The following is a 26,071-nucleotide window of genomic DNA, read 5'->3' on the forward strand; positions in this document are numbered from 1 at the left end:
GATCACCCATGAATCCAAAACCGAATATCGTTGACCTTCCTGTCTACAAGCCGGGGAAGCCGATTGAAGAAGTCAAGAAGGAGCTGGGCTTAAGCGAAGTCATTAAGCTGGCATCCAACGAGAACCCTTACGGGGCTGCACCAAGTGCGAAGGCCGCTATTGTAGCGGAGCTGGATAATCTCTTTTTATACCCGGACGGCTCTGCCGCTGAGCTAACAGCGACGCTGGCTAAGCATCTGGGCGTGGCGGGTGAGCGTATTATTTTCGGATGCGGATCTGATGAGATTATTGCTCTGATTGCCCGTGCCTTCTTCCTGCCCGGTGACGAGACGATTATGGCCGATCAGACCTTCTCCGTATATAAGAGCAATGCGGATATCGAAGGGGCTATAACTATAGAAGTCCCGCTTAAAGACGGAACGCATGATCTGGATGCAATGCTGGCGAAGATTACAGACCGGACCAAGATCATCTGGATCTGTAATCCCAACAATCCAACCGGTACCATTGTGCCCGAGGACGCCCTGATTTCGTTCCTGGATGCAGTACCTGCCAGCGTGATGGTAGTCCTGGATGAAGCCTATTACGAATATGTAACGGATCTCAGCTACACCGACGGCATTAAGCTGATCGACAAATACACTAATCTGGTAGTCCTTCGTACCTTCTCCAAGATCTATGGTCTTGCGGCGCTCCGTATCGGCTATGGTGTGGCCAGCAGCCAGGTAATCTCCCTGATTAATCAGGTGCGCGAGCCGTTCAATACGACCCGCCTGGCTCAGGTGGCGGCGGTGGCAGCACTTTCCGATCAAGAATATGTGCAGCAGTGCCGTGCGCTTAACAGTGCAGGGATTGTGCAGCTTGAGGCGGAATTCGCGCGTCTCGGGCTTACGTCGTTCCCGGCTCACGGGAACTTCATTATGGTGGATGTACGCAAGCCGGCTGCTGAAGTCTTCGATACGCTGCTGCGTCAGGGAATCATCGTCAGAACAGGCTTCCACCGGTATCCGACCTACCTGCGGGTGACCATCGGCTCCGCCGAGCAGAACACAGCCTTCGTAGCTGCCCTGGAGCAGGCGCTGAAGGAGCAGGAAGTTCGCGCATAACCGTGAGGGCTCAGCAGCTGGATTGACGATACCACAGAAGGCAGGTAGTACTAAGAACATGACGACAAAAATAGCAATTTTCGGTGTCGGCCTGATCGGCGGCTCACTGGCCCTTTGCTTCAAAGGCAAGGAGGGTCTGACCGTTGTAGGCCATGCCCACCGCCCTGAATCTGCTGCTAAATATGTGAGCAGAGGTGTGGTTGATCAGGCTACATTATCACTTGAGGAAGCTGCACTGGATGCGGATTATATTTTTCTGTGTGTGCCGGTAGGCATGCTTGAGGATTATCTTCAGCGGTTAAGCAGGCTGCGGCTGAAGCCGGGCTGCATTATTACGGATGTCGGCAGCACCAAGGCCAGCATTGCTGCGTGTGCCCTTACACTGGATATTCCCGGTGTACATTTCATCGGAGGCCATCCTATGGCCGGATCGGAGCGTTCAGGCGTAGAGGCAGCCTCCTCTTTACTGTTTGAGAATGCGTATTACGTGCTTACACCTCCGCCTGGCGTGCCGGAAGCTGCCTACCAGGCTCTGGAGTCGCTCCTGCTACATACGAGAGCACAGATAGTCCGGCTTGATCCGGAGCGCCACGATGAGATTGTTGGAGCGATCAGCCATCTGCCGCATATTATTGCGGTAGCTCTAGTGAATCAGATTCATGCATACGATCATTCGGACTCGTTGTACAGCACGCTGGCTGCGGGGGGCTTCCGTGATATTACCCGGATTGCTTCGAGCGATCCGATCATCTGGCGCGATATTCTGCTGAATAACCGCTCTGTGATGCTGCGGCTGCTGAAGGATTGGAACGATGAGGTGTCCTCGTTCATCCATCTGCTGGAGAGCGGGGATGGCGCAGGGATCGAGTCGGCCTTCCAGGAGGCGAATCAATTCCGCAGCCAGCTTCCAGAGCGGCGCAAGGGAATGATCACTCCGCTGTTCGATCTGCATATTGATGTTCCCGATCACCCCGGCATTATCGGCCGGATTGCTACGGAGCTGGGCGACCAGGGCATCAACCTTAGCAACGTGCAGATTATTGAGAGCCGCGAGGATGTTCCCGGGATCATGCGCTTGTCCTTCCGCCAGGAGAACGATATGGAGCGGGCCAGAATTCTGCTGCAGGAGAATGATTATACCGTATATATGTAAAATATATGTAGAAAGCAAAATAAGAGCCGGGGACGGATGCCCCGGCTCTTATTTTTTGAAATTAACAGCTTCCTCCAGGAAGTAAGTGGAGAAACGTAACTTAATTCAGCGATAGTTGCCGGATATCAGGAAGCAAGTGGAAAAACAGCAACTAATATTGCTAGTTTCCGCCATGCTGTGGGAGAGGCGAGGAAATAAGTGTTGTTTGTCCAACTATTGTGCCGGAAAAGAATAACACATCCTAAATAACTGTAGGAAATCCAATTGCTGCTATCAGGTGGCGCTCCGGCTCCGGCAGTAAACAAGCGGCCAGTAAATACCCAAATGTTCGTAAAAATGGACAAAAAAAGACCGCTTACATAATAAGCGGTTACAGTTCACAATTTCTTGGAACCGTGTAGTGTTTGGATAGGAGTGGAGAGAAACCATACTGTACTTTTATTATATGTATCCGTTTACATTTTGTCAACACTTTATTTAAAGAAAATAAGACCGCTTTCATCGGACTGTCTGCCCGTCTCTCAAAGTCTATTAATTTCCTCCCGTTAGAAACTATGCTATACTGGGTTAAGTATGTTTATAGATTCCTTCCAAGTATAGGTAACCGCTTGCTGAACAAGTGGAGACGGGCTGTGTTGTCCTGTAAGGAGAATGCTGCCATTCTTCTGTCTTACAAAAGGAATTGAAGGTTGGAAGCCTTAAATAACGGTAAGTTGAATATACATAGGAAGATTGGATTTTTGTGCTGCAAAAAATGAAGGTATGCCGCAACTTTTTGTTACCTGCCCGGTATAAGTAGATACGGACCGGACGGGATTACACGTGCAAGGGCGAGGAGGGCCGACTCACCATGACGGATTCCCAGTTGATCCAGCTAATCAAGCAAGGCGATACAGAATTATATTCGGAACTCATGCGACGATATCAACGCAAAATATTGGCTTTTGTGTACCACATGCTGAAGAACTCCCATATGGAGCTGATTGCCGAAGACCTCTGTTCAGAGACCTTCTACAAAGCCTTCCGGAGTCTTCATTCCTTCCGGGAAGTGGATGCTTCTTTCTCCACATGGCTGTACACCATTGCCCGCAATACAGTGCTCAGTGAGCTTCGCAAGAACCGTGCCGGGAATGTGTCGCTTGAAGAGAGCGGCTATACACCTGTGGCACCGCTTGATGTTGCCCCGGAACAGGCAGCACTGCGCAAGGAACGGATGGAGCTTGTTCGCGAAGCGATTAACAATCTCCCGGAGAAGCAGCGCTCCGCGCTGATTCTGCGTGAATATGATCAGATGGATTATCAGGAAATTGCCGTGATTCTGGATCAGAGCGTCAGCTCAGTGAAGTCACTGCTGTTCCGGGCAAGGAGCAGTGTGAAGCTCCAGCTCGAATCCTATTTCTATGAGCCTGAATTTGAAGAGCAGGCTGAGAGGGTGTAAGGCCTATGAATTGCAGGGAAGCGCAGGATTCCATTCCACACTTGTGGGACGCTCCCCCCACAGATCCCAGGCGGATTAGACTTGAGAGACATATCGCAACCTGCTCCTACTGCAGTGCCGAATGGGCGCTGTGGCAGGAGACCAGTGAGCTTATGCAGGATACAAGATTCGATGTCAGCGATGAGCGGGCAGAAGCGATTAACAGTAAGGTTATGGAGCGGATCTATCTGGAGAGCCCCTGGCTTATGCCCGGTGACGGGAAGTCTGCGGGGAGTTCTGCAGTATTCCGGCATCGCTTAAGCCTCTGGATTGCCTGTTTTTTAGCGGTGTTTATCTCAAGCTTCTTATATTTCACCGTGTTCAAGACCCCCTCGAATACGACGGCGGCACAGAGCGGGATCGTCGAGACAGGTGTGGCAGGCTTAACCCTGGACTGGTCTTCTTCCTATCCGGTGGAGTCTGAGGGCGGGATTATTGAGCCGCTGGTGGCCAATATGGGCCCTGCACATCCGCAGTACTGGATGGTATTGTCGACGCTGGGCGTCGGATTATCCATATTCCTGCTGGTCCGTCTGAACCGGTACCGCAGACAATGAGAACCCCCTTCCCGAGCATGGAGAAGAGGGTTTTTGATTTGAATACAAGAATGTATGTGTTTCCACTTGTTCTAAAAAAGAAGACATTTGTTTTCATTCGTGTTACATTATTAAGCAAACATAAATAGGGAAGGGAACGGTGATAGGCGATGCTGATCGGCTTAATACGCCATGGGCTGACGGATTGGAATGCAGTAGGTAAAATTCAGGGACAAAGTGATATTCCGCTGAATGATGAAGGCAGGCGGCAGGCTGAGATGCTGGGTGACCGGCTGCTGCAGGAGCCTTATCACTGGGACTATTGTATTACCAGCAGTCTGTCCCGTGCAGCAGAGACCGGCAAGATCGTAGCGGCCAAGCTGGGCATTCCTTTACTTGAGCCGGATGACCGTATCCGTGAGCGTGCCTACGGCCAGGTGGAGGGCATGACAGCCGAAGCCCGTGAAGCCAAGTGGGGCAAGGATTGGAAGCTGCTGTCTCTGGGACAGGAGAGCGATGAGGCACTTCAGGTCCGGGGGCTTGCGTTCCTGGAGGATATTACGGCCCGGTTCCCGGGTAAGAATGTCCTGGTCATCTCCCATGGAGGATTCCTTGCACAGCTCTACACCGCACTCTACAAAGACAAATATTCGGAACGGCTCGGCAATCTCTCGCTCACGATTCTGGAGAAGAACGAGCAGGAATGGAATCCTTTATTGTACAACTGTACCCGTCATATTTTACAAAAACAGCATTAACCCGACCCTTCGGGTTATTTTTTTTGCGGCAAAAGGAATAAAAAGGGCTGTATTTCCCATAATGGTAGTAAAACAGTGAGGCGATGAGAGATGAATCTGGCGGATATGCTCACTTATGCAGACATTGGTCAGCTGACCGCCATTGCGGGACGCTATCAGTGTGAATGCAAACGGAATTCCAAACATGATTTGATTCAGAGTATATTGATTACCTTGGGCAGCCGGGAGTTCATGGAGTCCCATATTAAGGGGAGTTCTCCGGGGGAGCTGCGTTTGCTGAACAGCCTGCTCTTCGATGAACGCAGCCACTTCAGCCTGGAGGATCTGCTGGCTGCAGCCAGGCAGGCTTCCTTCGATGCCCCGCCCGGCAAAAGCGGTGACTACCGCGAGCTGGTCAGCCGGCTTAAGAACAGCGGCTGGCTGTTCAGCGGAGCTTCCCAGCAGAGCCGGTATCTGTTCCAGGTGCCGCTGGATCTGAAGAAGCGCTTCCGTGAGCAGATGGGCCAGCATTTGCAGGAGCGGATTGTTCCGGGCCCGGAGCCGGCGGTGTACAGGGGGGAGGGGGATTTGCTGGCCGGAGATCTGCTGCTGTTCCTGCGGTATGTGAAGGAGAATGAGCCTGAGCTGAACCAGGAAGGCGCGCTCTATAAGCGCAATCAGCAGGGAGTGATGAATGCGCTGCAGATTGCAGAGCCTTTACTCGGCAAGGGCGGCTGGAGGTTCGGCTACGGCAGAGCTTGTGAGCATTATCCGCCGAGATTTGCCCTGCTGTACGATTATGCCCGCCACCGCCGCTGGATCTCCGAGGAGGGCTACAGGCTGCAGCTTACAGCGGCAGGCGGGCATTTTCTGGCGGAGGGGAAATCGGAAAAGCTGATGCAGTTATTCTCCTTTTGGTTAAGACTGTATAAAGGGGCTATTCCCAATTTGCCTTCGCTGGTCTACTGGATTAGTCTAAGTGCCGGCAGATGGGTGACCACAGCCTCGTTGTCAGAAGGAATCGGCTGGCTGATCAAGCCCTTTTATTACGATGATGCCGCTTCCATTCTCGAACAGCGAATCTTGCGGATGATGCTGCATCTGGGCATGCTTAAGCTTGGTGAGGAACCCGCAGGAACAGTGGTCATGATGACACCCTGGGGATGTGAGGCGGCTGTGCCGAAGCATCTGCTCAGGTAAGGAGGAGAGAGATGCGGATTGCCTATGGGAGTTACATACCGCAGCTTGACGAGACAGTCTATGTGGCGGAAGGCGCTAAGCTCGTTGGCGATGTAAGAATAAGCAAACAATCCAGTGTCTGGTTCAACGCCGTACTCCGCGGTGACCTGGCGCCGGTGATCATCGGGGAGCGCTGCAATATTCAGGACGGTGTGGTCGGCCATGTGGCGGACGGATTGCCGCTGATGCTGGAGGATGACATCTCGGTCGGGCATTCAGCAATCATCCATGGCTGCCGGATAGGCAAGGGCACATTAATCGGAATGGGTGCAATTGTACTGAACGGAGCAGAGATTGGTGAATATGCTTTAGTAGGAGCCGGCTCCCTTGTAACCGAGAATACCATCATTCCTCCGTATACGCTCTCCTTGGGCACACCGGCCAAAGTGGTCCGTGAATTGACTGAGCAGGATCTGCTGAGGATGGCACGCACAAGTGAAAGCTATGTGAAAAAAGCATTGGAATACGGAATTTCTTAAACAGCGGAGGTGTATCGAATGGACAAAATGAAGGCTACTTATGAAGTGATGCTGGGGCTGGCTGCGGAAATGGTGTGGGATGAAGCGTTAAGAAAGCGTCGTACCGACATGTTGTACCGGAAGATCGACACGGCGCTGGCTGCTGGTGATGAGGCGGCTTTCCGGAATCTGACTGAAGAACTGAAAAGTTTGGCATAGGAAATGCGCCTGGCGCATTTCTTTTTTTTCTCAAAATTAAGGATTGCCAAGCCGTATACACTTGTTTATGATGCTTTTAAAGTTAAATGCATGCTGCGGGATGCGGCTAGAGGGGGCGAATCTATGAAATTCAGTGATTTTGACAGTAGAGCCTGGGAGACCGATGGACAATACTATGATACCTGCATCATTCCGTATAGCGGACTTCAAGGCACGGAGACTCCGCCTGAGACAGTTAAGTTACTTGAACGGCAGCGTGATTTCCTGGAATTGGCCGAGCAACCGTACAAAGGGCGGGTCGTGACTTATCCGGCGGTACAGTATGCAGGGCCTGGAATGACAGTAATGATGAATGAGCTTTGCCGAAAAGTCAAATCCAGCGGCTTCCAGTACGCCATCGTGATGTCTGCCAATGAAGGGCTGCGCAGGGAGGAGATATTTGAAAGCGATTTACTCCTTTGCCTGCCTGAGATAGCGACCGATTCCAGAGCCTCGGTAAGCGTGTATGTGCGGAGTGAAATCCAGGCCCTATGGGAGAATGGGAAATGAGTTAAATGTGACGGAAAATCAACAATTTATCAAAAAAGCACCTTAAACGCCTGTCACAATTTAGACAATATTCTTGACGGGTTTTAGACCCTAAGCTATGATTAGGATGAACTTATATGAACTGTGATATTTTTCATTGAAAACGGAATTTTTACCTAAAAAACCTATGCAACAACTCTGCAGGTGCCTTCTCACATTTTGAAAAGGGGGTTACATACAGTATGAGCAGCCTTAATGAAGAAGAAGAATCACTTCCGCAAGAACCGCCCAGCCGAAACGAGATGTCACGCAGACAGTTTTTGACCTACACACTAGGAGGGGCTACCGCCTTTATGGGTGCCGGAGTTATCCTGCCGATGGTCCGGTTTGCTGTAGATCCGATTCTGCAGAAAAAAGGCGAGGGAGAATTCATCAAGGTAGCGGAAGCGTCCAAAATTACCGAAGAGCCCCAGGAGTTCACCTTCGAGCTTCCGCAGCAGGACGGATGGTATGCCAGTACAGCGATGCTTACGGCGTGGATTCGTAAAGACGCGAACGGAGATATTTATGCGCTTTCACCGATCTGTAAGCATCTGGGCTGCACCGTAGGCTGGAATAATAACAAGGCGCATCCTGATGAATATCATTGCCCTTGCCATGGCGCCCGCTATACGAAGCAGGGCCGGCAACTGGCCGTGGCTGCCAAGCCCCTGGACCAGTACACCACCAAGATTGACGGAGGCTGGGTATATCTCGGTGAAATCGTCCCTAATACTGTTTCGGCGAAGGAGGCGTGAACGGCGTGTTCAAAAACGTATATAACTGGATTGACGAACGTCTGGATATTACACCGATCTGGAGAGATGTTGCCGACCACGAGGTCCCCGAGCATGTCAATCCCGCACACCACTTTTCAGCCTTTGTGTACTGCTTCGGCGGACTAACCTTCTTCATCACTGTAATCCAGATACTCTCAGGAATGTTTCTGACCATGTATTATGTCCCGGATATCATTAATGCCTACGCCAGCGTAGAATATCTGCAGACCAAGGTCGCCTTCGGTAAAATCGTCCGCGGCATGCACCACTGGGGCGCGAGTCTCGTCATTGTCATGATGTTCCTTCATACAATGCGTGTGTTCTTCACCGGTTCGTATAAGGCTCCGCGCGAGATGAACTGGGTAGTGGGGATGCTGATTTTCTTTGTCATGCTGGGACTGGGACTTACCGGTTACCTGCTTCCATGGGACAATAAGGCGTACTTCGCCACCAAGGTTACGCTGGAGATCGCCAATTCGGTTCCATTCATGGGGCCGGTGCTCAAGGAGCTGATGCAGGGCGGCAGTATTGCCGGCGCCGAGACGCTGACCCGGTTCTTCGCCTTACATGTATTCTTCCTCCCGGCGGTTCTGCTTATACTGCTTGTCGGGCACTTCATTATGATCCGCAGACAAGGCATATCCGGTCCGCTGTAAAATAACGTATAGGAGGCACGGTCATGGCACACGGAGACGACTCCAAAGAGAAGGTGATATTCGTCGGGGATTCCCGGGTCCGCAGAGGAAACGGATTCATTACCCCGCCGGATTATACGGCGTATCCGGGCAAATCGGAAGCCTTTATCCCTAACTTTCTGCTCAAGGAATGGATGGTTGGTGTAGTGGTGTTGGTGGGAATTCTGGTTCTGACCATCTCAGAGCCGGCTCCGCTAGGGTTCCCTGCCAATCCGGCAGCAACGGTAATTCCGATTCCCGACTGGTATTTTCTCTTCCTCTATCAGTATTTGAAGCTTCCTTATGCATCAGGTGACTATATCGTGCTGGGAACGCTTGGTGTGACTGGGGTGGCCTTCGGGGCGCTGCTGCTGGCGCCTTTCCTAGATACCGGCCCCGAGCGGCGGTTCTACCGCAGACCGATTGCGTCCTCGCTGATGTTCCTGTCCCTCGCAGCAATCGTCTATTTGACCAACACAGCCTGGACAGAATACAAGCATGAGATGGCTGAAACCGGCCAGATTCCAGAGGATGTACAGCGCGAGGAGAAAGCGGCCGAGAACAGGGCGGCGGGCTTGCCAACCACAAGTGCCGTCAAGCCGAAGGATATTGCCATTGTGGACAAGGATGATCCGGCGATGGCACTCTATAAGCAAGCAACCTGTATAACCTGCCATGCGGTAGATATGAAGGGCTCCGGCAGTTTTCCTTCGCTTCGGGGTGTAGGCGATAAGCATGATAAGGCGGCGATTCTTACTATTATAAAAGAAGGTAAGGGTCAGATGCCGCCAATGGTGGAGACGGCTATGGGAGCAGGGCTGACCGAGCAGGATATCGATGAGCTGGCCGGCTGGCTTGCCAAACAAAAAAGCGGACAGTAAAATAACAGTAACGCAGGACCTGATCGTGTATGCGCTCAGGTCTTTGTTATGTCATAAGAGTTGTAATGAAATCAGTGTTGTATTGAAATGAAGCTGCTACAGTCGGGGGGAAGTTGTTTGTATGCCGGGTCATTGGTTTGAGAAATTATTTAGGGACCGGAGAATAATATGGCTGCTGTTTATCGTGAATCTGCTCGGAACGGTCTACGGATATATGTGGTATGGCAACCAGCTCACGTTCACGGCGCAGACTGAACCGCTCTGGCTACTGCCGTTCGTTCCTGACAGCCCTACGGCCAGTCTGTTTTTCACGGCTGCATTACTGCTGCTGCTGTATCCGCCAAGAGGGCTTGCAGGGACGCTGATACGTGAGCTGATTGAAGCGCTGGCAGTCCTAACCTCTGTGAAGTACGGAATATGGGCGGTCAGCATCATTGTGGCCGGCGGTTATCAGGGAGATTCCATCACCTGGAAGGACTGGATGCTGATGATCTCCCATACCGGAATGGCTGTGGAAGCTCTGATCTATGCCCGGTTCTTCACCTTCCGGAGAATGCTGCCTGTGGCGCTTGCGTGGACATTCGCTAATGATATAGTGGATTATTCACAAGGCGTGTATCCATGGCTGCCTTCTGTGCTTGATGATGATCTTATCGCTGTTCAGTACCTCACCATGGGGCTTACACTGTTCAGTACGGCTGCTGCCTGGCTGTTCTGCGGCCGGACAAGGCGTCCGGCACTACCGGACAGCACTGCCATGAAGCACTGAGCCTCTGTTCTAACTCTTGTCCTTCCGCCATACATTAAGGTGGGAGGGATGTCTTATGCCGCGCAGAAAAGTATTCATACTGTCAGGAATTCTGCTGTGCTGGCTGCTGGCCGGTATCAGCGGAGGCCGCGTTCAGGCTGAAGCAGGGGATGCTGCTGCAGACCAGGGAAGTACGGCTTACATAGAAGCAGCCGGAAGTGTACCCAGTGATCCCGCTGCTCTCACGGCCAGAAGCGGAGCACAGCGGCTGGAGCAGGCTGCAGAAGCTCTATACGGCTATGTGCTTGAAGGCGATGTGCTGAAGGCCCGCCAGGAGGCAGAGGAGGTCTCGCAGATCTTCATCTCTTCGTCCTTTGAAGGGATGACCTCAGTGGAGGGGGTCAATGCACTATCCTCTGTGATCCTGGACATGAAGTCGGCACTGGCTGCGGCCCAGCCGTCCCCGGAGAGATGGGAAGCGGCAGCGGCGAAGCTGCGGCTTGCCGCTAACAGCCTGAATCACCCCCGCCAGCCCATGTGGCTGCAGTACTATAAGCTGGTCCGTGAGGATCTGAACGATATGGAGCAAAGCGCTGCCGCGAATGATCTGAAGAGCTGGACAGCGGCCCTGGCAAGACTTCAGAGCCGGTATGCGAATATCCGGCCTGCGGTGATCATCTCCCGGCCTGCTGAGGCGGTGAGCACCTTTGATTCCTGGATGTCTTACGCAGGAGGGGTGGCAGGCTCGGAGCAGCCCGTGGAACGGGCCCGCCTGCTGGAGATTGTATCCTATGGGCAGGATGCAGCAAGAGTGATGTTCGGCAAGGACCGCAGCGAGCCGGTCCTGTCTCTGCCGCTGGCTCCGCAGCAATACGGGGGCTGGGCCCTGCTGGCAGGCGCGTTCATCCTTACGGTGCTCGTGTATACGGCTTACCGTAAGTACCGCGGCCAGAAGCAGAATCTAAAACCCGTGTAGGCTTGAGCGGCGGCAACAGAGGATACAAAGAGGGCGGACCCCACAAGCAGCCATTGCCGGCTTGTGGGGTCCGCCCTTATGTGTGTATAGTTCAGGTCTCCCGGAAGCCTTCCCCGTGAACGTCGTGAACCTCACTGATAATGACGAAGGCTTTAGGATCCACCGACTTCACCAGCAGGCTTAGCCGGCGGATCTCCTGTCTGGAGACCACGCAATAGACCATATGCTTCGCCTGCTTGGAATAAGCGCCGATCGCCGGGATTAAGGTAACGCCGCGATCCATTTCTACGGTGATCAGCTCGGCAATCTGCGGAGCCTCGTCGCTGATGATGGTGAAGGCTTTGGCGGCGTAGGCTCCTTCCTGGATGAAATCAATGACGCGTGAGGCGATGAAGACTGCCACGAGCGTATACAGTATTTTTTCGCGGGGAATGTAGAGCAGGGAAGCCCCGATAATGATGATATCCACGGCCAGAATAATCTGTCCCATGCTCCAGCCGAACTTGCGTCCGAGTATCCGTGCCACAATATCTACACCCCCGGTGGTGCCTCCGAAGCGGAAGACAATCCCCAAGCCCAGACCCAGGGTTACCCCTGCATATAATGAAGCAAGAATAAAATCATGCTCTGTACTGAACGTTACAATCCAGCCTGCCTTAATCATCCGTTCAAATAACCAGAGGAAAAAAGACAGGGAGCCGATGCCGAGTCCGGTATAGACGATCTGATTCGCCCCGAGCACCTTCCAGCCGAGCAGAAAGAGCGGAAGGTTCAGCAGCAGTGTGGTTAAGAAGATAGGGATGTTAAAGGCGTAATTGAGCAGGATGGTAATCCCGGTAACTCCGCCCTCCATCAGCTGGTTGGGAATAATGAAATACAGGAGTCCGAATGCGTAGATGGCCGTGCCCAGCATGATGGGGGCCACTGTTTTGCTGACTGTGCTGATTTTAATGGTTGAACTCATAACATCCCTCGCCTACGCCTCTAAATGGGCAATTTATATGTAATGATCCCCCCGGAGAGCACACAAGCTCCAGGCGGCATTGCAAAAAAGATTTGTCTTCAAAACGTCTTTACGATAACATAGGGGCAAACAGAAGGCAAGAACACACGGGGGTGAAAGGGCAATTTATGGATAAAAGTCTTGGTGACATTCAGCGTGAGGTAGATGCCTATATCTCACAGTTTAAAGAAGGCTACTTCAGTCCGCTGTCGATGCTGGCCCGGATGTCCGAGGAAGTCGGGGAGCTGGCGCGCGAAGTCAACCATCAATTCGGCGAGAAGCCGAAAAAAGCGGATGAAGCTGATAATTCGATTGAGCTGGAGCTGGGCGACATTCTCTTCATTACCGTTTGTTTCGCCAATTCACTCGGTATCGACTTAACTGAGGCTCATAATAAGGTTATGCACAAATTCAATACGCGTGATGCCGGGCGCTGGACGCCCAAAAACACCGATTAGGCCTATGCTACATATGCTGTACCAAACGAACGGGATTTAGCCGTAAGGATGGTGAGGATATGGACCATAATGATTATGTAAAAGCGGCCTACCGCTCAATACTCCGCAGTGACTTTGCTGAGGCCATCACCTTGTTCGAGGCGGCCATTGCCGCAAGTCCCGATGATGCGGAAGTCAGATACCGCTGCGCTATTACCTATGCCCGCAGCGGCATGCTGGACAAAGCGCTTGAACATGCTGTAGCCGCACGCAGACTGGATGGAACCAAACCGGAGTATCAGCTGCATCTTCAGCATCTGCAGGCTCTTAAGCTTGTGCAGGAAGCAAAGCGGCTGCTGGAGGATGACGCAGCGGACAGTGTGAATCCGTACCATCCGATTACGCTGCTTAAGGAAGCTGTATCGCTTGACCCTCTCTACGGGGATGCTTATGTATGGCTGGCAATTGCGCACAGCCGGATGAATGAACATCTGCAGGCGATTGCGGTATTGAAAGAAGTTATGTCGCTGCACCCGGATGACAGCGGACTGCGTCTGCTGATGAAGGATCTGCAGAAATCGCTGCAACACTATATACAATAATAACAGAGCCAGGGAAAGCGGGGAGAATTCATTTGAGTGACAAGATCAGGATTATTGTTTCCGGAGCCGGAGGCAGAATGGGCAAAGAGGTTGTGAAGCTGGTATTGCAGGATGATGAACTCGAGCTGGCAGCAGCGGTTGACCGCTCTGCACATGGCAGAGATGCCGGACGGCTGGTTGGCCTTGAGGATTGCGGTGTACTTGTGACTCCGGATCTAGAGACTGCGCTTGCAGATACAGAGGCGGATGTAATGGTTGATTTTACGCTTCCACACTCTGCATATAGCAATACTGCGCTGGCGGTCAAATACGGCGTCCGTCCGGTTATCGGTACCACCGGCTTCACGCCGGAGCAGATCGCCGGGCTGGACAAGCAATGCCAGGAGCAGGGAATCGGCGGACTGATTGCGCCTAACTTCTCCATCGGTGCGATTCTGCTGATGAAATTTGCTGCCCAGGCCGCAAAGTATTTCCCTCATCTCGAAATTATCGAATATCATGGAGACCAGAAGCTGGATGCTCCGTCAGGAACAGCGATTAAGACGGCAGAGATGATCTCTGAGGCGCGGCAGGAGCTCCGCCAGGGACATCCGGAGGAAGAAGAGATTATTGAAGGCTCACGCGGCGGGTATTATAACGGCTTCCGTATTCACAGCGTGCGTCTTCCGGGTGTTTTTGCCCAGGAGGAGGTTGTATTCGGCGGGTTCGGACAGTCGCTCAAGATCCGTCATGACTCTTATGAGCGCGCGGGTTATATGCCTGGAGTCAAGCTCGGGATTCAAAAGGTGATGGGCTATACCGGCTTGATTTACGGCTTTGAGCATTTTATAGAATAGACGGGGAGAGAAACAGAATGTTGAAAATTGCTTTTATCGCACATGACCGCAAAAAAGATGAAATGGTTAATTTCGTAACTGCTTATGAGCATGTTTTTGAAGGGCATAAATTATTCTCCACCGGAACCACGGGCCAGCGTATCATGGAAGTGACCAAGCTCTCCATTCACCGTTACATGTCGGGGCCGCTTGGCGGCGACCAGCAGATCGGCTCGATGGTGGCTACGGATGAGCTAGATTTAATTATTTTCCTGCGTGACCCGCTGATGGCCCAGCCGCATGAACCGGATATTACAGCGCTGCTACGTCTGTGCGATGTGTACGGGATTCCGGTGGCTACGAATATTGCTACAGCAGAAATTCTGGTGAAGGCTATTGACCGGGGAGATTTCGGCTGGCGTGAGCTGGTACATAAATACAAGCCGGGTGTGGACGAGTCATGAAGCTTGACATTCTGGTATTCGGCGCGCATGCAGATGATGCCGAGATCGGCATGGCAGGGACCATTGCCAAGCATACTGCTGCCGGCTTCAAGGTAGGAATGTGCGATCTGACCCGGGCAGAGATGTCCTCGAACGGTACGGTGGAGCTGCGGGAACAGGAAGCACAGCAGGCTGCCGCAGTGCTGGGCGCTGAGGTGCGGAGTAATCTGGGGCTGCCTGACCGTGGCCTGTATATAACAGAGGGCCATTTGGCGGCAGTAACAGCGGAAATCCGCCGCTATGCCCCGTCTATGGTTTTTGCCCCTTACTGGGAAGACCGCCATCCTGATCATATTGCCTGCAGTAAGCTGGTGGAGGAAGCGGTATTTAATGCCAAGCTGCGCAAATATATGCCGGACAAGCCCGCTATCCCCGAGCCTGAATTATATTTCTACTTTATTAATGATCTTGGACGGACGGATCTAATCGTAGATGTGACTGCGCAGTATCCGCTGAAGGAGCAGGCATTGTCCTGCTACCGTTCCCAATTTGGACTCGCTCCGGGTGAAGATGCCGTTGCAACGCCATTGACGGAAGGGTATATCGAGCGCGTCCGTTCCAGAGACATGCTGCTCGGTCAGCGGAGGCTCATTCCTTATGCCGAAGGGTTCGCCGGCAAGGTTCCGTATACCGTAGATTTGTTCAGTGCTGCCCGCAAATAGAGGTTGCCACTCGACAACGCCCGGAAAACAACTATAATTAATTCATATCGTTACTTGAAGTAATAGACTTAAGTTAAAATTGAAGGGGCGGAGCTATGGAGCGGCTAAAGATAGGCATCACTTGTTATCCTTCTCTAGGCGGCTCGGGCGTGGTGGCAACTGAACTGGGCAAACTATTGGCTGAAAAAGGCCATGAGGTTCACTTTATCACACACAGCATCCCGTTTCGGCTGGGAACGTTTCAGAAAAATATCTTTTACCATGAGGTAGAGGTTAACGATTATTATGTATTCCGCTATCCGCCATATGATCTGGCGCTGGCGACCAAGATGGCGCAGGTAGCCAAAATGCAAAATCTGGACCTGTTCCATGTGCATTATGCAGTTCCGCATGCGGTATGTGCTTTTCTGGCCAAGCAGATCCTTGGTAATGATATCAAAGTGGTTACCACGCTGCATGGTACGGATATTACAGTGCTGGGCCAGGATGAATCCCTGAAGGATCTGATCCGGCTGGGCATTAACGAGAGTGATGCGGTGACCGCAGTCTCCCGTGATCTGATCAAGGAGACCCGCAAGGCGCTTGATATTACGCGTGAAATTGATCTGACTTATAATTTCGTAGATAAGCGTGTCTATTATCCACGGGATGTAACGGATCTGCGCGGCGACTTCGCGGCCCCGGATGAGAAGATTCTGATGCATATCAGCAATTTCCGCCCGGTCAAGCGGGTGAGTGATGTGGTGGATGTGTTCGCCAAGGTGAACCGGCAGGTGCCTTCCAAGCTGCTGCTGGTCGGCGAAGGCCCTGACCTGCCTAAGATTCAAGCCAAGATCAGCGAGATGGGCCTCGACGATCATGTCCGTTTCCTGGGTAAGCAGGATGAGATTGCCCAGGTGATCTCGCTGGCGGACCTGCTGCTGCTGCCTTCTGAGAAGGAGAGCTTCGGGCTGGTCGCCCTGGAAGCGATGGCCTGCGGCGTTCCGACCATTGGCTCGCAGGCCGGTGGGATTCCGGAGCTGATTCAGCATGGCAAGACCGGATTCCTTGCGCCAGTCGGCGATACGGAATCGATGGCAGAATATGCCGTCCGGCTGCTCTCGGATGAGGCGATGGCTGAGAGCTTCCGGCGCGCATGCCTGGAGCGGTCCTGCAATGATTTCAGCAGAGATATGATCACCAATCAATATGAAGATATTTATTACCGTGTGCTCGGGCGCAAGGTATCCGGATTAGACCCGATTCTGGGGTAAGGAGTACGATATGGAATGGAGAATGGCACCACCCGGCATGGCTGAAGCCGCCGGGACTGTTGTTGCAGGCCTAATAGGAGGCGGCCATGAAGCTTATTTCGTCGGCGGCTGCCTGCGCGATGAGCTGCTGGGCCGTCCGGTGCATGATATAGACATCACTACCTCCGCACTGCCGGAGGAGGTGATGGCCCTGTTTCCGCGCTGCGTCCCTACCGGACTGGCACATGGCACGATCACTGTGCTGCAGGAGGGCTACAGCCTGGAAGTTACGACCTACCGGACGGAGAGCGGCTATGCCGATCACCGGCGTCCGGAGCATGTCGTATTCGTCAGGGATGTGCGGGAGGATCTCCGCCGCCGTGACTTCACGATCAACGCCATCTGCTGCGGCCTTGACGGCGGGCGGATTGACCCTTTCGGGGGGGAGCGGGATCTCAAGCTCCGCGTGATCCGCTGTGTAGGCGAAGCGGAGGAACGCTTCGAGGAGGATGCGCTGCGGATGCTGCGCTGCGTACGTTTTGCTTCCGTGCTGGATTTCGCGATTGCGAAGAATACCTGGCGCGGTCTGCTGCGCCAGCGTGACAAGCTGGCGCATATTGCTGTGGAGCGGGTGCGCGCCGAGGTGGAGCGCATCCTGGAAGGCCCGCACCCGCAGCGCGGGTTGGGGCTCCTGCTGCGCAGCGGCCTGCTGCCGCGCGGCAAAGCGCCGTTCCCCTGGACCGGCCGGGACCTGGCGGCTGCCGCCGCCCGCCTCGCCGGTCTCGGGAACCTGGAGAGCGCCCGCCTGCGCTGGGCGCTCCTGCTGCATGCCCTGGGATCGTCGGCGCAGTGCGCCGATGAGCTCCTGCGGGCATGGACGTTCCCGGGGGCGACGCGCACTGGCGTCGTCGCCGTGCTCCGCGTCCGCGAAGCCTGGGACGCGGCATTGTCCTCGGCGCGGCCGGAGGCTTGCGGCGCCGGGGAGCGGCTGCGGCGGCGGTGGATCGCCGCCGTGCTGGGCCATGGCCAGTCAGCCGCCGAAGGGTGGCTGACGCTGCTTGAGGCGGCGGGGCCTGACGCCGCGTCCGCTGTTGGCGCAGGTGCGCGCGGCCCGGCCGCAGGCGTCTCTGCCACTGCCGCGGTCGCACCCGCCACGACGGAGGACGTCCCTGCCGCAGATGCTGGCGCACCCGCCAGATCGGCAGCCGTCCTTGCCACGGCTCCAGTCGCACCCGCCACGGCGGAGGACGCCCCTGCCAGAGATGCTGGCGCACCCGCCAGATCGGCAGGCGTCCCTGCCACGGCTCCAGTCGCACCCGCCAGATCGGCAGGCGTCCCTGACGCGCCTACAATGGCAAGCTCAATCCCCCCTGTAACCACCAGACTCCTGCGGTCCTGGACCGCAGAGATGCCGATCCGTACGCTCGCTGAGCTGGCGGTGAGCGGCCATGAGGTGACAGCGGCGCTGGAGAAGCGTCCCGGCCCGTGGCTGGGCGTATTGCTGAACCAGCTTCTTCTGGCTGTCGCGGCAGGTGACCTTGCCAATGACAACCAATTACTGCTGCAAGCAGCGCAAAGGATGGATAGAGATGAATAGCGGTCATGCGCAGCATTCCGGTGTGTTGAAGCGGGAGGCGTTCGTTCCCGGCTGGGCCAAAGACATTCAGCGGCTGGATACTGTCGGTTCCACACAGGAGGAAGCCAAACTACTCGCCGAGGGCGGCGCCCCGGAAGGAACAACGGTCATGGCCGAAGCGCAGACCGGCGGGCGCGGGCGGATGGGCCGTAAATGGCACTCCCCCCACGGCAAAGGAATCTGGATGAGCCTGGTGCTGCGTCCAGCTCTGCAGCTGGCCTTGACTCCGCAGCTGACGCTGCTCGCCGGAGTGGCTGTCTGCACAGCCATCCGTGAGGTTACCGGGGTGCCGGCCGGCATCAAGTGGCCGAATGACCTGCTGGCCGGCGGCCGCAAAATCTGCGGAATCCTGCTGGAATCCTCGCTTCGTGAAGGCGGGCTGCATTATTGCATCGCCGGTATCGGCATCGCTGCGAATTTGACGGAGGAAGACTACCCGGAGGAGCTGCGCGGGATCGGTACATCGCTGCTGATCGAAGGCGGGGGCATTCCTGTAGACCGCACAAGGCTTGCGGAAGCCGTGCTGGAGGAACTCGAATATTTGTATCATGTATATATGGAGCAAGGCTTCCATCCCGTGAAGGAGCTGTGGGAGTCCATGTCGGTGACACTCGGGCGTCAGGTATACGTGAATACTCCCCAAGGCCGCACCGAAGCCACTGCTGTCGGACTGAGCGATAACGGCGGGCTGCTGCTGCGTAACGAATCGGGTGAGGTAGTGAGCGTACTGTCCGGAGAAATTGAAATGATCTAGTAGACCATCAGAATTGAACAAGTGATTTCATTCCATAAAGGGATGAAGCTACGTTCGTAGCGAAAAAATAGGGATAAGTGTATTCTGTACAACTAAAAACAGTGGAACGGGTAGACTTCCTCTTCTAATTGTAGTCTGTACAACTAAATTTGCTCGGATTGGCGAAAATCCAGAAATAGAGGCATTTTAATTGCAGGAAATACAACTAAACAGAGATTCGGCAGCACATCCGGCGATTTAGTTGTACAAATTACAACTAAGACTACTCCGTGCACCTTAATCAGGGTGAGGTAAACCCTCAGCAAGCCATTAGTTAAAGTATTTCTCATACGTATAGATCTGATGAACTACTAGGTGGCTGGAACTGCCCCATTTTAGAGGATTTTAGAATGTTTAAACAGATAGGGAAAAGTGGCGGAGGGGAATTTTGGAGCTGTAGGAGCGGTAGCGTCCGCCTGAAAGCTTTCCGTAGGAAAGCTCGCATCGTAAGCATAAGCTAGTCACCGGATTTCTACCGCGAACAGCGGTTTAAATCAGGGAATCTGGGGACAACAGCGGCCGGAAGCCCAAAACTTCTCTGGAGTCACAACCATCACATTCTGAAATTATTTTGCAATTTATATAGTTCGAAAATTGTCAACAAGGCCGCTCCTCACGACCACGGGAGCGGCCATGTCATATTTTAAGGTGTTTATTTTTGTGTTTTTTTGGTATACTGTCCTCATGAGGCGGCATCGCATGGCGAGCTGTACTCACGCAATTGTATCTTTTAACAGGACACCTATTTACCGGATGTACCTTCATAACTGGATGTAACGGTTACGTTGGATTCTGCTCTGAGCCGTAAGGACCGAGACAGAAGGGACGATCGCGAGTGACTCTTTTTTGCCCTTCGGACCTTTTTAGCGGACCATGCTAAAGGGTTTTTTTGTTTGCGCGGATACCGCGTATTTTATGGAAAAGGGGAATGAGAGCGACATGGCAGACAAACACGCACTGAATATTGTCAAAATGAAAAAAATGAAAACGGACGGGGTGCCCCTGAGCATGCTGACCGCGTATGACTACCCTTCAGCCCTGCTGGCGGAGGAAGCCGGAATCGACCTGATTCTGGTCGGTGATTCCCTGGGGAATGTCGTGCTTGGTTATGACACCACGCTGCCGGTTACCATAGAGGATATGGTCTACCATACCCGGTCGGTGAAGCGCGGGGCGCCTAATACTTTTATAGTGGCTGATATGCCGTTCATGACCTACCACGGAAGCGTGGATGAGACCTTGCGCGGTGTGCGCAGACTGATGCAGGAAGGCCAGGCCCATGCGGTCAAAATGGAAGGCGGCCTTGAGATCTGCTCCGCAGTGTCGGCTGTAGTAGCAGCCGGAGTTCCGGTGCTCGGCCATATCGGCCTGACCCCGCAGTCGGTCAATATGATCGGCGGCTACCGGATTCAGGGGAAGGATGCCAAGGATGCGCAGCGGCTGATGGACGAAGCGAAGGCACTGGAAGCAGCCGGGGCATTCGGCATTGTACTGGAGCTGGTCACGGAGGAAGTGGCAGAAGCCATCTCCAAGGCTGTCAGCATACCGACCATCGGCATCGGTGCCGGGCGTTACTGTGACGGACAGGTTCTGGTATTTCATGATGTCCTGCGGTATGCCTCGCCTTACCGGGAGAAAAAGTTCGTCAAAACCTACGCCGATGTAGGCACTCTAATTCGTGAAGGCATCACCAGCTACGTTCAGGAAGTGAAGGACCGCTCGTTCCCTGCGGAAGAGCATGTCTTTAGCGCGGACGAGACCGTTCTGGAATCTTTATACGGCAATGCCGGCAAAGGAGTGAAATAAAATGAGAGTGATCCGAACGATTGCTGAACTGCGCGAAGCGCTCGAATATATGCGTCAAGGGGGCCATGGCCCTGTTGGTTTTGTGCCTACCATGGGATATTTGCATGAAGGACATGCCAGTCTGCTGCGTAAGGCAGGGGAGAAGAGCGGCACGGTGGTGATGAGTATTTTTGTCAATCCGCTGCAATTTGGCCCGAATGAGGATTTTGCTTCCTATCCGCGCGATGAGCAGCGTGATCTGGCGCTGGCTGAACGTGAAGGTGCGGACCTGGTGTTCATCCCAAGTGTAGAAGAGATGTATCCGCAGCCGATCCGTACAGGCGTATCGGTCTCCTCGCTTACGTCACAGCTCTGCGGCGCTTCGCGTCCGGGACATTTTGACGGAGTAACTACTGTGGTCAGCAAGCTGTTTCATATCGTGCAGCCGGATTACGCCTTCTTCGGACTGAAGGATGCCCAGCAGGTAGCGGTTCTCCGCCGGATGGTGTCTGACCTTAACATGAACGTGCATATTATCGCCTGTCCCATTGTGCGCGAGGAAGATGGGCTGGCGCTTAGCTCCCGCAATGTCTATCTGAGCAGCGAGGAGCGCAGACAGGCACTGGTATTGTCTCGTTCCCTGCGCGAGGTGCGCCAGGCTATGGAAGAGGGCAGCATTCGTACGGTAGATGAAGCACGGGCCCTGCTGGTCTCGGTCATTTCTGAATCGCCGCTTGCGGTCATTGATTATGCGGAGATTCTAACCTTCCCTGATCTGGAAGAGCTGGAAGGCGGCAGCAGGCTGACGGATGCGGGCGGAGAGGTTATAATGGCTCTGGCCGTGAAGTTCGGCAGAACCCGTCTCATTGATAATAATGTATTTATTCCTAAGGAGGCACACGCTCTTGTTTAGACATATGATGAAATCCAAGATCCACCGGGCAACGGTCACTGAAGCCAATCTCAATTATGTGGGCAGCATTACCATTGATGAAGATCTGATGGAAGCCGCAGACCTGCTGGAGAACGAGAAGGTGCAGATCGTGGACAATAATAACGGTTCCCGTCTGGAGACTTATGTCATTCCAGGTCCGCGCGGCAGCGGCGTCATTTGTCTGAACGGGGCAGCGGCGCGTCTGGTACAGCCTGGCGATACAGTGATTATTATATCCTACGCTGTCATGTCCTCCGAGGAGCTGGCGGCACACAAGCCGACTGTAGTGTTCGTTGATGCGGGCAACAAGCCGGTGAAGCTGGCGGATCATGAGATTCATGCGACGATTGCCTGAATTCTGAGCTTTGAGCCATGTAATCAATGGCAGGGATGAAGACCCCTGTACTTGCTGATAATGAAGTAAGGCAAGCTTAAGCTGACTTCATTATCAGTAAGGGTGGGATGTCCGGTGTTTCAACATTTATTTGCTGAGATGAACAAGATGCTCCAGGAGATCAAAGCCGACTATCCTACTGCGGAGGGTGCCCGCCGAAGCGATCTTTTATCCAAGTATAATATGCTCCACCGCATCAGTGATAATGTAATGGACGAATGGCTGGTCTTCGCCGAGAAGCTAAGCGAGTTCCGGGAACAGGCGGATTTTCAGGTTCAGCCGGAGGAGCTGCCGGAAGAGGAGGCCCCTGAGCTTGGGATGGATGCTTTTGTCAGGGGCCAGGGCTATTATAAGCTGCTGATGTACCGCAAGTGCATTGAACAGTTCAGGGAGGTTACGGCACAATATCCGGACAGCCTCGCTGCCCGCCTGTATCTGGCCATGGCTTATCTGCAGGAGGGAGAAGGCGATACCGCCTGGGGACATCTGAATCACATGCTGGGCCTGATCCGTGAGGTGAAGCTGAAGGCGATGATCTATAATGCTCTGGGCTGTATCCGGGCTTCCCAGGAACGCTTCAATGAAGCCAGTGAGCTGTTCAGCCTGTCGTTGCTGCATGATCCTGATCTGCCGGAGCCGAACGTGAATCTGGAGGTGTGCCGCAGACGGGGCGGGAAGCTGGAGTTTGGCCATCAGCTGGTTTCGCTTTTATAATTTATCCTCGGTTTCTTTAGGCGATGCGCCCCACTTCCCGGGGTGTGCATCGCCTTTTTTCGTAACTTCTGTTATGCTGATAAAGAGTCTCAAGTGAAAGGGAATAGAACTTATAATGAAATTTGCCGTGCTTGATTTTGAAACTACGGGAACCCAATCTGTGGGAGAGATCATCCAGGTTGGCCTTGCCATTATAGAAGAAGACGGGACGATCTCCCGGGTGTATGGTTCCTATGTCAAGCCCGGAGCGCCAATTCCTCCTTTTATTACGGGCCTGACCGGAATTACAGACAGCGATGTACAGGATGCGCCGGAGCTCGATGAGATGATGATGGAGCTGGTGCCGCTGCTGGATGATGTAGTCCTCGTCGGACACAATGTCGCGTTTGATTTTCATTTTTTGCAGAATGCGCTGGACCGCTGCGGCTACCTGCCGTTTCAGGGGCGGATTCTGGATACGATCGATTTTCTCAAAATATGCTTTCCCTCGCTGAGCACCTATCAGCTTGGCGCGGTAAGCAGCCACTTCGGCATTACGCATGACCGTCCCCATCAGGCGGACAGTGATGCGCTTGCCACGGCTATTGTGCTGCTCAAATGTCTGGAAGAGCTGCAGAGTCTGCCGCTGCTGACGATTCAGCGGCTGAATGAGCTGTTCGCGGACGAAGACAGTGATCTGGCCTGGTATTTCGACGGACTGCTGCGGGAGCGGGAGATGGAGACCTTTCAGCCGGAAGGTGAGCTGAGCTTCTACCGCCAGCTTGCGCTGGCTGTGGGGGACTGGGCAGAGCTGGCTACGCCACGGGAGGAAGGAAGCGTCAATCCGCTGGAGAATATTACCTTTGAAGAATATATGGATGAGGTAACCAAGCGGCTGAAGGCTGTTCTTCCCCAGTATGAGAGCCGAGAAGCCCAGGAGCTGATGATCCATGAGGTCATTACAGCGCTTGAGCAGGACAAGCATCTGCTGATTGAAGCGGGAACAGGCACAGGCAAATCGCTGGGTTATCTGCTTCCGGCCATCTACCATAGTGTGAAAAGCGATCAGAAGGTGATGGTCAGCACGCATACCATTAACCTTCAGGACCAGCTGCGGGAGCGGGATATTCCGCTCTTAACCAGCGTTGTGCCGTTCCCGTTCAAGGCCTCCATCTTTAAGGGAAGAGGGCACTATTTGTGTCTGCGCAAGTTCGAACATAGAATGAACAAAAAGGACTTTACGAGTCCAAGGGAAGAAGCGCTCACCGCTGCGCAAATGCTTGTCTGGCTGACTCAGACGACGACCGGCGATGATGAGGAGCTTAACTTAAGCGGACGGGGCGGCGATTTCTGGGAGACGGTGGCCAGTGATACCGACTCCTGCCTGGGACGCGCCTGTCCGTGGTTCCGCAAATGCTATTACCACCGGGCCAAGCATGAAGCCGGGATCTCCGATGTGGTGGTCACCAATCATTCCAAGCTGTTCGCAGATGTCAAAGCCGGGCATCAGCTTCTTCCGGCGTACGACCATCTTGTAATTGATGAAGCCCATCATCTGGAGGATATTGCCGGCAAGCATCTTGGCATGCAGATGAAATATTTCACATTCGCCCATACCCTCACCCGACTCTATAAGGATAGCCGGAGCGGGCAGCTGCCTGCCCTCCGCCAGAGTCTGCAGTCTTCGGGCAGTGAGCAGGCTTCCGAATGGAGCGGCGTGATCGACCGGATCTATCCCGATCTGCTGACGGTGAAGGAGTCCTGGGATGCGCTCAGCGACCGGCTCTTCAGCCTGCTGCCCGAGCGCAGCGATGCAGGGGCCGGTGAAGCAGGCCAGCTGGTGGCACGCCTGCAGCCGGGCAAGAAGCCGAAGGATTGGGAGGAGCTGGCTGCCCTTGAGAATACACTGAACCTCAGTCTGAGCGATATCATCCGCAAGGGCGACAAAATGCTCAGTGAGATGCGTGACACGGACAGCCAATCCTCCTCAGACAGTCTTGTGACCGATATCGGCGGGTTATTCAAGGATCTGGCATCCATTAGAGAGCAGATCCGCTTCTTCATGAGTCTGAACGATGAGAATATCGTGTATTGGCTGGAGGGAAGCGGTAATTATAAGGGCAAGTCGCTGCAAATGTATGCTGTTCCTGTAGATGTCAGCACCCAGCTCAGGGAGCTGTTCTTCGATAAGAAGAAGAGCATTATCCTGACCTCGGCCACCTTATCCGTGGATAAATCCTTCCAGTTCATGATTGATAACCTGGGTCTTGGCGAGGCTGCAGAGCAGCGGCGTCTGATGACTGCACTGCTTCCGTCGCCATTCAAGTATCGTGAGCAGGCTCTCCTGGTCATTCCGCGGGACTTCCCGAGCGTCAAGGGGAGTATTGGGGATGCCCGCTTTGTGGACACCCTCGTGCACTCCCTTGCTGAGACAGCTGTAACAACACGGGGGCGGATGCTGGTGCTGTTCACCTCCTACAAGATGCTGCGCCAGGTGTATGAACCGCTGAAGGAGGCACTTGCCTCACAGGATATCGCGGTACTCGGACAAGGTGTGGAAGGCGGCAGCCGGAGCAAGCTGATCCGCCGCTTCCAGGACAGCCCGGCTTCGGTCTTGCTGGGTACCAGCAGCTTCTGGGAAGGGGTGGATATCCCTGGAGAAGCATTGACCTGCCTGGCGATTGTCAGACTGCCGTTCCAGCCGCCGAATCACCCGCTGGCAGAAGCGAAGTCAGAGCTGCTTCAGGCACAGAAGAAGAATCCGTTCATGAAGCTGTCCGTGCCGCAGGCTGTCATCCGCTTCAAGCAGGGCTTCGGGCGGCTGGTCCGCACGGCGCAGGACCGGGGCATCGTAATTGTGTACGATACCAGAGTGATTGAATCGCATTACGGAAAGTACTTTCTGTACTCGCTCCCCGGTCCCAAGATGGAGCATATGCTCACCGAGCAGATGGTCCCGAGAATTGCCGAATGGCTGGATGACGGCGGGGTTTCCTAATTCATCTGCTATTGCTATTATTAATAAGTCATGA

General features: G+C 53.9%; 28 protein-coding genes. 27 read left to right on the forward strand and 1 reads right to left on the reverse strand.

Annotated features, from left to right (window positions below; all coding sequences use genetic code 11):
- Positions 1-8 precede the first annotated feature (8 nt).
- The 14 genes from hisC (at position 9) to MKY64_RS06530 (ending at position 11,550) form a co-directional block, all read left to right on the forward strand.
- On the forward strand, positions 9-1,106 hold the full coding sequence (hisC, locus tag MKY64_RS06465; RefSeq protein ID WP_340951664.1) for a histidinol-phosphate transaminase: 1,098 nt from the start codon (positions 9-11) through the stop codon (positions 1,104-1,106).
- 58 nt (positions 1,107-1,164) lie between these two features.
- Positions 1,165-2,259 (forward strand): prephenate dehydrogenase, encoded by a 1,095-nt coding sequence (locus MKY64_RS06470; protein WP_340951666.1) that lies wholly within the window; start codon positions 1,165-1,167, stop codon positions 2,257-2,259.
- Positions 2,260-3,109: 850 nt separating this feature from the next.
- Positions 3,110-3,697, forward strand: coding sequence for an RNA polymerase sigma factor (locus MKY64_RS06475; protein WP_036727278.1), 588 nt, complete (start codon positions 3,110-3,112; stop codon positions 3,695-3,697).
- Between the two features lie 152 nt (positions 3,698-3,849).
- On the forward strand, positions 3,850-4,293 hold the full coding sequence (locus tag MKY64_RS06480; protein ID WP_245367978.1) for an anti-sigma factor: 444 nt from the start codon (positions 3,850-3,852) through the stop codon (positions 4,291-4,293).
- Positions 4,294-4,442: 149 nt separating this feature from the next.
- Positions 4,443-5,030 (forward strand): histidine phosphatase family protein, encoded by a 588-nt coding sequence (locus MKY64_RS06485; RefSeq protein WP_339310367.1) that lies wholly within the window; start codon positions 4,443-4,445, stop codon positions 5,028-5,030.
- A gap of 90 nt (positions 5,031-5,120) precedes the next feature.
- A complete protein-coding gene (locus tag MKY64_RS06490) occupies positions 5,121-6,209 on the forward strand; it encodes a hypothetical protein (protein ID WP_036727274.1) in 1,089 nt (362 codons plus the stop codon).
- An 11-nt stretch (positions 6,210-6,220) separates the two neighbouring features.
- Positions 6,221-6,727, forward strand: a complete 507-nt coding sequence (locus MKY64_RS06495) for a gamma carbonic anhydrase family protein (RefSeq protein ID WP_036727272.1) — start codon at positions 6,221-6,223, stop codon at positions 6,725-6,727.
- 18 nt (positions 6,728-6,745) lie between these two features.
- Positions 6,746-6,925 carry an IDEAL domain-containing protein gene (locus MKY64_RS06500; RefSeq protein ID WP_036698090.1) on the forward strand — a complete coding sequence of 60 codons (180 nt, stop codon included), beginning with the start codon at positions 6,746-6,748 and terminating at the stop codon, positions 6,923-6,925.
- 123 nt (positions 6,926-7,048) lie between these two features.
- Positions 7,049-7,474, forward strand: coding sequence for a DUF2487 family protein (locus MKY64_RS06505; protein ID WP_340951670.1), 426 nt, complete (start codon positions 7,049-7,051; stop codon positions 7,472-7,474).
- A gap of 221 nt (positions 7,475-7,695) precedes the next feature.
- On the forward strand, positions 7,696-8,250 hold the full coding sequence (locus tag MKY64_RS06510; RefSeq protein WP_036727269.1) for a ubiquinol-cytochrome c reductase iron-sulfur subunit: 555 nt from the start codon (positions 7,696-7,698) through the stop codon (positions 8,248-8,250).
- 5 nt (positions 8,251-8,255) lie between these two features.
- Entirely contained in the window at positions 8,256-8,927 is a 672-nt protein-coding gene (gene qcrB / locus MKY64_RS06515) for a menaquinol-cytochrome c reductase cytochrome b subunit (RefSeq protein WP_036727267.1), read from the forward strand.
- Positions 8,928-8,950: 23 nt separating this feature from the next.
- Entirely contained in the window at positions 8,951-9,826 is an 876-nt protein-coding gene (locus MKY64_RS06520; protein ID WP_036727265.1) for a menaquinol-cytochrome c reductase cytochrome b/c subunit, read from the forward strand.
- 121 nt (positions 9,827-9,947) lie between these two features.
- Positions 9,948-10,595 carry a DUF1405 domain-containing protein gene (locus MKY64_RS06525; protein WP_209869957.1) on the forward strand — a complete coding sequence of 216 codons (648 nt, stop codon included), beginning with the start codon at positions 9,948-9,950 and terminating at the stop codon, positions 10,593-10,595.
- A gap of 55 nt (positions 10,596-10,650) precedes the next feature.
- A complete protein-coding gene (locus MKY64_RS06530) occupies positions 10,651-11,550 on the forward strand; it encodes a sporulation protein YpjB (protein WP_051478163.1) in 900 nt (299 codons plus the stop codon).
- Between the two features lie 91 nt (positions 11,551-11,641).
- On the opposite strand, the gene MKY64_RS06535 is transcribed toward MKY64_RS06530, so the two are convergent.
- Positions 11,642-12,514, reverse strand: coding sequence for a YitT family protein (locus MKY64_RS06535; RefSeq protein WP_200869567.1), 873 nt, complete (start codon positions 12,512-12,514; stop codon positions 11,642-11,644).
- A gap of 167 nt (positions 12,515-12,681) precedes the next feature.
- Between MKY64_RS06535 and MKY64_RS06540 the strand changes: the two genes are divergently transcribed.
- The 13 genes from MKY64_RS06540 (at position 12,682) to dinG (ending at position 26,037) form a co-directional block, all read left to right on the forward strand.
- Positions 12,682-13,011 (forward strand): nucleotide pyrophosphohydrolase, encoded by a 330-nt coding sequence (locus MKY64_RS06540; RefSeq protein ID WP_036698080.1) that lies wholly within the window; start codon positions 12,682-12,684, stop codon positions 13,009-13,011.
- Between the two features lie 59 nt (positions 13,012-13,070).
- The gene (locus tag MKY64_RS06545; protein WP_036727261.1) at positions 13,071-13,592 is read left to right on the forward strand and encodes a tetratricopeptide repeat protein; all 522 of its coding nucleotides are present in this window, start codon (positions 13,071-13,073) and stop codon (positions 13,590-13,592) included.
- A gap of 32 nt (positions 13,593-13,624) precedes the next feature.
- Positions 13,625-14,428 carry a 4-hydroxy-tetrahydrodipicolinate reductase gene (gene dapB, locus MKY64_RS06550; RefSeq protein ID WP_036727259.1) on the forward strand — a complete coding sequence of 268 codons (804 nt, stop codon included), beginning with the start codon at positions 13,625-13,627 and terminating at the stop codon, positions 14,426-14,428.
- 17 nt (positions 14,429-14,445) lie between these two features.
- Complete coding sequence (gene mgsA, locus MKY64_RS06555) at positions 14,446-14,871, forward strand: methylglyoxal synthase (protein WP_036727258.1); 426 nt, start codon at positions 14,446-14,448, stop codon at positions 14,869-14,871.
- Complete coding sequence (bshB1, locus tag MKY64_RS06560) at positions 14,868-15,572, forward strand: bacillithiol biosynthesis deacetylase BshB1 (protein WP_340951675.1); 705 nt, start codon at positions 14,868-14,870, stop codon at positions 15,570-15,572. Before mgsA ends, bshB1 begins: the two co-directional genes overlap by 4 nt.
- Before the next feature lie 95 nt (positions 15,573-15,667).
- Complete coding sequence (gene bshA, locus MKY64_RS06565; RefSeq protein WP_036727254.1) at positions 15,668-16,825, forward strand: N-acetyl-alpha-D-glucosaminyl L-malate synthase BshA; 1,158 nt, start codon at positions 15,668-15,670, stop codon at positions 16,823-16,825.
- Between the two features lie 10 nt (positions 16,826-16,835).
- Positions 16,836-18,401: a CCA tRNA nucleotidyltransferase gene (locus MKY64_RS06570; protein ID WP_340951678.1), complete on the forward strand. Its 1,566-nt coding sequence runs from the start codon at positions 16,836-16,838 to the stop codon at positions 18,399-18,401.
- A complete protein-coding gene (locus MKY64_RS06575; RefSeq protein ID WP_051478162.1) occupies positions 18,394-19,194 on the forward strand; it encodes a biotin--[acetyl-CoA-carboxylase] ligase in 801 nt (266 codons plus the stop codon). Before MKY64_RS06570 ends, MKY64_RS06575 begins: the two co-directional genes overlap by 8 nt.
- Positions 19,195-20,172: 978 nt before the next feature.
- On the forward strand, positions 20,173-21,039 hold the full coding sequence (gene panB / locus MKY64_RS06580; RefSeq protein WP_340951681.1) for a 3-methyl-2-oxobutanoate hydroxymethyltransferase: 867 nt from the start codon (positions 20,173-20,175) through the stop codon (positions 21,037-21,039).
- A 1-nt stretch (position 21,040) separates the two neighbouring features.
- A complete protein-coding gene (gene panC, locus MKY64_RS06585; protein WP_340951684.1) occupies positions 21,041-21,931 on the forward strand; it encodes a pantoate--beta-alanine ligase in 891 nt (296 codons plus the stop codon).
- On the forward strand, positions 21,924-22,307 hold the full coding sequence (gene panD, locus MKY64_RS06590) for an aspartate 1-decarboxylase (protein WP_036727238.1): 384 nt from the start codon (positions 21,924-21,926) through the stop codon (positions 22,305-22,307). The genes panC and panD overlap by 8 nt, the downstream gene beginning before the upstream one ends.
- A 114-nt stretch (positions 22,308-22,421) precedes the next feature.
- Complete coding sequence (locus MKY64_RS06595) at positions 22,422-23,060, forward strand: tetratricopeptide repeat protein (RefSeq protein WP_036727236.1); 639 nt, start codon at positions 22,422-22,424, stop codon at positions 23,058-23,060.
- A 115-nt stretch (positions 23,061-23,175) separates the two neighbouring features.
- Positions 23,176-26,037 carry an ATP-dependent DNA helicase DinG gene (gene dinG / locus MKY64_RS06600; protein WP_340951687.1) on the forward strand — a complete coding sequence of 954 codons (2,862 nt, stop codon included), beginning with the start codon at positions 23,176-23,178 and terminating at the stop codon, positions 26,035-26,037.
- The last annotated feature ends 34 nt before the right edge of the window (positions 26,038-26,071 follow it).

The sequence above is a fragment of the Paenibacillus sp. FSL R7-0210 genome, from assembly GCF_038009085.1.
Classification (GTDB): Bacteria; Bacillota; Bacilli; order Paenibacillales; family Paenibacillaceae; genus Paenibacillus_AQ; species Paenibacillus_AQ silagei.